The following is a 7,180-nucleotide window of genomic DNA, read 5'->3' as shown; positions in this document are numbered from 1 at the left end:
CGCCCCGGCTCCGACCCCGGCTCCCGTCGCCGCGGCTCCTGCCGCCGCCGCGCCTGCTCCCGCGCCCGCCCCGGCCCCGGCCGCCGCGCAGGCCGCCCCGGCTCCGGCGGCCGCCGCTCCGGCCGCGCCGACCGCCGCCGCCCCGGCTCCGGCCGCGCGCGCCCCGGCCGCTCCGGCCCGTTCGGCCGCGCCCGCCGGCCGCGCCGCTCCGGCCGCCGCCCCCGGTCCGTCCGGCCGCGCCGCTCCGCCGGCCGTCGGCCGCCAGGCTCCCGCGCCGCAGCGCACGGGCGGCATGGTGCTGCGCACGCTGACCGAGGAGGAGCGCGACGCCCGCGCCATGGCCCTCGTCGAGGCGCGCCGCCGCGAGGAGGAGGAACGCAAGCAGGCCATCATCGACGCGAAGCTGCGCGTCGAGCGCGAGGCCCGCGAGAAGATCGAGCGCGAGGCCGCCGAGGCCCGAAAGCGCGAGGAAGAAGCCCGCCACAAGCGCGACGACGAAGCCCGCAAGAAGGCCGAGGACGAGGCCAAGCGCCGCCTCGGCGCCTCCGGCGGCGCCGAGCCCGCGCGTCCGCGCGTCGGCGAGGCCGCGACCCCGGCCGGCGTGCGCCGTCCGCTCACTCCCAGCGCCGGCGCGCCGCGCGCCGAGGAGGAGGAGGAGACCAAGCGCATCATCCGTCGGCCCGGCATGCCGACCAAGATCATCACGCCGCCGAAGCCCGACCGCGCCCGCGCCGGCGACGAGAAGCGCCGCGGCCGCCTGACCGTGACCACGGCCACCGGCGACGACGAGGAGCGCATGCGCTCCGTGGCGGCTTTCCGCCGCCGCGTCCAGCGCCTCAAGGGCCACCAGGCCAACGAGCCGAAGGAGAAGATCGCGCGCGAGGTGACGATCCCCGAGACGATCACCGTCCAGGAGCTCGCCAACCGCATGGCCGAGCGCGCCGTCGACGTCATCCGGTACCTGATGAAGCAGGGCCAGATGGTGAAGATCACCGACGTGCTCGACGCCGACAGCGCCCAGCTGATCGCCGAGGAGTTCGGCCACACGGTCAAGCGCGTCGCCGAGTCGGACGTCGAAGAAGGCCTGTTCGACACGCCTGACGTCGACGAGGCCACCGAGTCGCGTCCGCCGGTCGTGACCATCATGGGCCACGTCGACCACGGCAAGACGTCGCTGCTCGACGCCATCCGCCGCACCAACGTGGTCAGCGGCGAGGCCGGCGGCATCACGCAGCACATCGGCGCCTACCAGGTGACGGCCCCCACGGGCGGCAAGGTCACCTTCATCGACACGCCCGGCCACGCGGCGTTCACCGCCATGCGCGCCCGCGGCGCGCGGGTGACGGACATCGTGGTGCTGGTGGTGGCGGCCGACGACGGCGTCATGCCGCAGACGATCGAGGCGATCAACCACGCCAAGGCGGCTCGCGTGCCGCTGATCGTGGCGATCAACAAGATCGACAAGCCGGACGCCAACCCGGACCGCGTGCGCACCGAGCTGCTGCAGTACGAGGTGCAGGTCGAGAGCATGGGCGGCGAGACCCTCGAGGTCGAGGTGTCGGCGACCAAGAAGATCAATCTGGACAAGCTGCTGGACGCCATCAACCTGCAGGCCGAGCTGCTCGACCTGAAGGCCAACGTGGACCGCCCGGCCGAAGGCACCGTGATCGAGGCCAAGCTCGACCGCGGCCGCGGCCCTGTCGCCACCGTGCTCGTCCAGCGCGGCACGCTGCGCACCGGCGACATCGTGGTGGCGGGCTCCGAGTGGGGCCGCGTGCGCGCGCTCGTCTCGGACATCGGCTCCCCGGTGACCGAGGCCGGCCCGTCCGTGCCGGTCGAGATCCTCGGCTTCAGCGGCGCGCCCGACGCGGGCGACCGCGTCGCCGTGGTCGAGAACGAGGCCCGCGCCCGCGAGGTCACCGAGTACCGGCAGAGGCAGCGCCGCGACCGCGCCGCCGCCCGCGCCGGCTCGGCGCGCGGCTCGCTGGCCGACATGATGAGCCAGCTCAAGTCCTCGGGCCGGAAGGAATTCCCTATCCTGGTCAAGGGCGACGTGCAGGGCTCGGTGGAAGCCATCGTCGGCGCGCTCGAGAAGATCGGCAACGACGAGGTCGCCGCGCGCATCGTCCACGCCGGGGCCGGCGGCATCAACGAGAGCGACATCACCCTGGCGGAAGCCTCGGGGGCGGCCATTCTCGGCTTCAACGTCCGCGCCAACAAGGAGGCGCGCGACGCCGCCGAGCGGGCCGGCATCGAGATCCGCTACTACAACATCATCTACGACCTCGTGGACGACATGAAGGCGGCCATGTCGGGCCTGCTCGCGCCGACGCTGCGCGAGGAGCGCCTCGGCGAGGCCCGCGTGCTTCAGGTCTTCGCGGTGTCGAAGGTGGGCAAGGTGGCGGGCTGCCTCGTGCAGGACGGCCGCGTCGAGCGCGGGCAGCACGTGCGACTCATCCGCGACAACGTCGTCATCCACGAGGGCAAGCTGTCGACGCTCAAGCGCTTCAAGGACGAGGTCAAGGAAGTCGCCTCGGGCCAGGAGTGCGGCATGGCCTTCGAGAACTACCAGGACATGCGCGTCGGCGACATCATCGAGTGCTACCGCGTCGAGGAGGTCCGGCGCACGCTCTGAGCGCCGGCCTCGCCCCCTGGGTCTACTCCGGCCCGGACATCGGGACGGCCCGCACCGCGGGCCGCCCGCCATCCCGCAAGAACGCCGCGCCGGTTCGATTCCGGGCGGACGGTGAGCCATGAAGCGACACGACGCACCCCGTACAGGCCCCTCCCAGCGCCAGCTGCGCGTCGGCGAGCTGATCCGCCACGCCATGACCGACATCCTCGCCCGCGGCGACATGCCCGAGCCGGTGTTCGCCCGCGCCTTCGTCACGGTGCCGGAGGTCGGGATGAGCCCCGACCTCAAGCTGGCGACCGTGTACCTGACCCTGCACGACCAGACACTGGAGAAGGACGTGCTGAAGGCGCTGGAGTCGCACCGCAAGATGCTGCGCTCCGAGATCGCCCACCGCGTCAACCTCAAGTTCGCGCCCGACATCCGCTTCCGCATCGACCGCGGCCTCGACGCCGCCGCCCGCATCGACGCGCTTCTGCGCTCGCCGCAGGTGCAGCGCGACCTGCGCGGGCCGGCGGCCGACGACGCCGACACCGACAGCGACTGACCTTCGGCCCTCCCGATGAACGCTCCCCGCAAGAACCGCGTCGACGTGCATGGCTGGATCGTGCTGGACAAGCCGGTCGGCATGACCTCGACCCACGCCGTGTCGGCCGTGCGCCGCATCCTCAACGCCAAGAAGGCCGGCCACGCCGGCACGCTGGACCCGCTCGCCTCCGGCATCCTGCCGCTCGCCTTCGGCGAGGCGACCAAGACGGTGCCCTATGTCGTCGACGGCGAGAAGGCCTACACCTTCACCGTGCGCTGGGGCGTGGAGACCGACACCGACGACAGCGAGGGCCGGCCGGTGGCCACCAGCGACAGGCGGCCGGACCTCACCGAGATCGAGGCGGCGCTGCCGCGCTTCGTCGGGCCGGTGTCGCAGGTGCCGCCCCGCTTCTCCGCCATCAAGATTGCCGGCGAGCGCGCCTACGACCTCGCCCGCGACGGCGAGGCGGTGGAGCTGCAGGCCCGCACGGTCGAGATCCATTCACTGACGCTGGTGGCTCACGACGCCGACAGCGCCACCTTCGCCTGCGAGTGCGGCAAGGGCACCTATGTCCGCGCCATCGCGCGGGACCTCGGCCGCCTGCTGGGCTGCCTCGGCCACGTCACGGCGCTGCGCCGCACCCGTGTCGGCCCGTTCACCCTCGACGACGCCGTCACCTACGCCGAGCTCGAGGCCGCGCCCGAGGCGGCGCACGAGGCCGTGCTCTCGGTGGAGGGCGGCCTCACCGAGCTGCCCTGCGTCGTCGTCTCGCGCGACGCCGCGCAGCGCCTGCGGCGCGGGCAGTCGATCATCCTGCGCGGCCGCGACGCCCCCGCCGAGGGCGGACCGGTCTACGCCGCCTGCGCCGGCGTGGTGGTCGCGGTCGGCATGGTGGAGCGCGGCGAGCTGGTCCCCAACCGCGTGTTCAATCTTCCGCTGTAGCGGCGGCGTCGCCGGCGCGGCCGCCCGCCCCTAGCCTTTCGGCGCGTTTCGTGTATAAGGCGCGCCAAGCCGCTCCGCGCTCCGCGCCGGGCGGTGTTTCGCATGACCGTGCTGGACGACATCCCGGCCCGGCCGCCCGTTTCTCCAGACCAAGGATCATCCCGATGTCGATCACCGCCGAGGCCAAGCAGGCCCTCGTCAAGGAATACGCCACGAAGGCCGGCGACACCGGCTCCCCGGAAGTGCAGGTCGCGATCCTCACGCATCGCATCGCCAACCTGACGGAGCACTTCAAGTCGCACGTCAAGGACAACCACTCCCGCCGCGGCCTTCTGAAGCTCGTGTCCCAGCGCCGTTCGCTGCTCGACTACGTGAAGTCGCGCGACGAGGCCCGCTACCGCTCGCTGATCGAGCGCCTGGGCATCCGCCGCTGATTTGATCCGGCCGGCCGCCTGGCGCGCCGGCCGCGTCCCCGCCGGGGACGCGCGACCACGCCGGCGGCGGGACCTCCCGCCGCTCGCGACGAACGGGCGCTCCGCGCGCCCGGTGCAGGCGTGGCGGCCCAAGCGCCGCCGCATTGTACGCGTATCCGCACGATGGCGCGTCCGTCTCGGAACCGTCACCCGAGGCCGGGGCATGGTGCCCGCGGCCCGAGAACCGGCCAGACCGACCGTTCATGGCAGGATCGCCGGACGCTCGCCGCACGCGGCCGAGCGCCCCGCCGTCTTGCACATGGCGTCGGTTTGGCCAGCAAAGCTGGAAACCACGCTATGTTCGATATTCAACGCGTTGAGCTGACCTGGGCGGGCCGCAAGCTCACCCTCGAGACCGGCCGCATGGCCCGCCAGGCCGATGGCGCCGTCCTCGCCACCTACGGCGAGACCACCGTGCTCGCCACCGTCGTGTCGGCCAAGGAGCCGAAGCCCGGCGTCGACTTTTTCCCCCTCACCGTGAACTACCAGGAAAAGGCCTTCGCGGCCGGCCGCATCCCCGGCGGCTATTTCAAGCGCGAGGGCCGTCCGTCCGAGAAGGAGACGCTGGTCTCCCGCCTCATCGACCGTCCCATCCGCCCGCTCTTCGTCGAGGGCTACCGCAACGACACGCAGGTCGTCGTGACGGTGCTGTCGCATGACCTCGAGAACGATCCGGACGTGCTCGCCATGGTCGCTGCCTCGGCGGCCCTCACGCTCTCCGGCGTGCCCTTCATGGGCCCGGTGGGCGCGGCGCGCGTCGGCTACGTCAACGGCCAGTACCGCCTCAACCCGACGCTGCAGGAGATGGCCGACTCGGCGCTCGACCTCGTCGTCGCCGGCACCTCCGAGGCCGTGCTGATGGTCGAGTCGGAAGCCAAGGAGCTGCCCGAGGACGTCATGCTCGGCGCCGTCATGCACGGCCACAAGGGCTTCCAGCCGGTCATCGACGCCATCATCAAGCTGGCTGAGCGCGCCGCCAAGGAGCCGCGCGATTTCCAGACCCCGGACCACTCCGAGATCGAGAAGCGCATCCTCGCCCTCGTCGAGGCCGACCTGCGCGACGCCTTCACCACGCCGGCCAAGCAGGCCCGCCAGGACAAGGTGGCCGCCGCCAAGGCGAAGGTGCTCGCCGCTCTGTGCGGCGAGGGCGTCGAGAACGCGCTCGACAAGAACCTGGTGGCCACGGTGTTCAAGGACGCCGAGGCCAAGATCGTGCGCTGGAACATCCTCGACACCGGCGCGCGCATCGACGGCCGCGACGTGCGCACCGTCCGCCCGATCGTCGCCGAGGCCGGCATCCTGCCGCGCACCCACGGCTCGGCGCTGTTCACCCGCGGCGAGACGCAGGCCCTGGTGGTCGCCACGCTCGGCACGGGCGAGGACGAGCAGTACATCGACTCGCTCGAGGGCACGTACAAGGAGCGCTTCCTGCTCCACTACAACTTCCCGCCCTATAGCGTCGGCGAGACCGGCCGCATGGGCTCGCCCGGCCGCCGCGAGATCGGCCACGGCAAGCTCGCCTGGCGCGCCCTGCGCCCGATGCTGCCGCAGGCGCACGAGTTCCCCTACACGATCCGCCTCGTCTCCGAGATCACCGAGTCGAACGGCTCGTCCTCGATGGCGACGGTGTGCGGCTCCTCGCTCGCCCTCATGGACGCCGGCGTGCCGCTGCGCGCCCCGGTGGCGGGCATCGCGATGGGCCTGATCCTGGAGGGCGAGCGCTACGCGGTGCTGTCCGACATCCTCGGCGACGAGGACCATCTCGGCGACATGGACTTCAAGGTGGCGGGCACGTCGAACGGCGTCACCTCGCTGCAGATGGACATCAAGATCGCCGGCATCACCGAGGAGATCATGCGCGTCGCCCTCGACCAGGCCAAGGGCGGCCGCCTGCATATCCTCGGCGAGATGGCCAAGGGCCTCGCCGGCGCGCGCGCCGAGCTCGGCCAGTACGCGCCGCGCATCGAGACCATCAAGATCCCGACCGACAAGATCCGCGAGGTCATCGGAACGGGCGGCAAGGTCATCCGCGAGATCGTCGAGAAGACCGGCGCCAAGATCAACATCGAGGACGACGGCACGGTGAAGGTCGCCTCCTCCGACGCGGCCTCGATCACGGCGGCGCTGAACTGGATCAAGTCGATCGCCTCGGAGCCCGAGATCGGCATGATCTACGAGGGCACGGTGGTGAAGACGACCGACTTCGGCGCCTTCGTGAACTTCTTCGGCGCCAAGGACGGCCTCGTCCACATCAGCCAGCTCGCCCCCCAGCGCGTCGCCAAGGTCACCGACGTGATCAAGGAAGGCGACAAGGTGAAGGTCAAGCTGCTCGGCTTCGACGAGCGCGGCAAGGTCCGCCTGTCGATGAAGGCCGTCGACCAGCAGACGGGCGAGGACCTCGACAAGAAGGCCAAGGATCAGCCCGAAGCCGCCGCCGGCGAGTGAGCCGCGACGCATTTCCGAATGAAAGGGCGGCCGCGAGGCCGCCCTTTTTCGTTGGTCGGCGACGCGCGGGCTCTTGACATTAGCAGGAATTTATGCCTATATGGCTCTCGTCCTCACCCGAGGAAGGGGCGTCTGCAGCGTGGCCGATGCGGGTGGGGG

The 7,180-nt window shown here is 71.7% G+C and carries 5 protein-coding genes; all 5 read left to right on the top strand.

Going from position 1 to position 7,180, the window contains the following annotated elements:
• Positions 1-2,635, top strand: a 2,635-nt coding sequence (gene infB / locus NK718_RS21765) for a translation initiation factor IF-2 (protein ID WP_254746825.1), incomplete at its 5' end; no start/stop codon positions are given.
• A gap of 118 nt (positions 2,636-2,753) precedes the next feature.
• Positions 2,754-3,179: a 30S ribosome-binding factor RbfA gene (gene rbfA, locus NK718_RS21760; protein ID WP_254746823.1), complete on the top strand. Its 426-nt coding sequence runs from the start codon at positions 2,754-2,756 to the stop codon at positions 3,177-3,179.
• Between the two features lie 15 nt (positions 3,180-3,194).
• The gene (gene truB, locus NK718_RS21755) at positions 3,195-4,103 is read left to right on the top strand and encodes a tRNA pseudouridine(55) synthase TruB (RefSeq protein ID WP_254746821.1); all 909 of its coding nucleotides are present in this window, start codon (positions 3,195-3,197) and stop codon (positions 4,101-4,103) included.
• A gap of 164 nt (positions 4,104-4,267) precedes the next feature.
• Positions 4,268-4,537, top strand: coding sequence for a 30S ribosomal protein S15 (rpsO, locus tag NK718_RS21750; protein ID WP_254746819.1), 270 nt, complete (start codon positions 4,268-4,270; stop codon positions 4,535-4,537).
• Positions 4,538-4,873: 336 nt separating this feature from the next.
• A complete protein-coding gene (pnp, locus tag NK718_RS21745) occupies positions 4,874-7,021 on the top strand; it encodes a polyribonucleotide nucleotidyltransferase (RefSeq protein ID WP_254746804.1) in 2,148 nt (715 codons plus the stop codon).
• The last annotated feature ends 159 nt before the right edge of the window (positions 7,022-7,180 follow it).

This window comes from Alsobacter ponti, from assembly GCF_024294805.1.
Taxonomy (GTDB): Bacteria; Pseudomonadota; Alphaproteobacteria; order Rhizobiales; family Beijerinckiaceae; genus Alsobacter; species Alsobacter ponti.
This window is presented reverse-complemented; position numbering and strand designations above follow the sequence as displayed.

Coding starts and splice junctions, on each gene's coding strand:
- rbfA (WP_254746823.1), top strand. CDS start 2,754: ATGAAGCGACACGACGCACCCCGTACAGGCCCCTCCCAGCGCCAGCTG.
- pnp (WP_254746804.1), top strand. CDS start 4,874: ATGTTCGATATTCAACGCGTTGAGCTGACCTGGGCGGGCCGCAAGCTC.
- rpsO (WP_254746819.1), top strand. CDS start 4,268: ATGTCGATCACCGCCGAGGCCAAGCAGGCCCTCGTCAAGGAATACGCC.
- truB (WP_254746821.1), top strand. CDS start 3,195: ATGAACGCTCCCCGCAAGAACCGCGTCGACGTGCATGGCTGGATCGTG.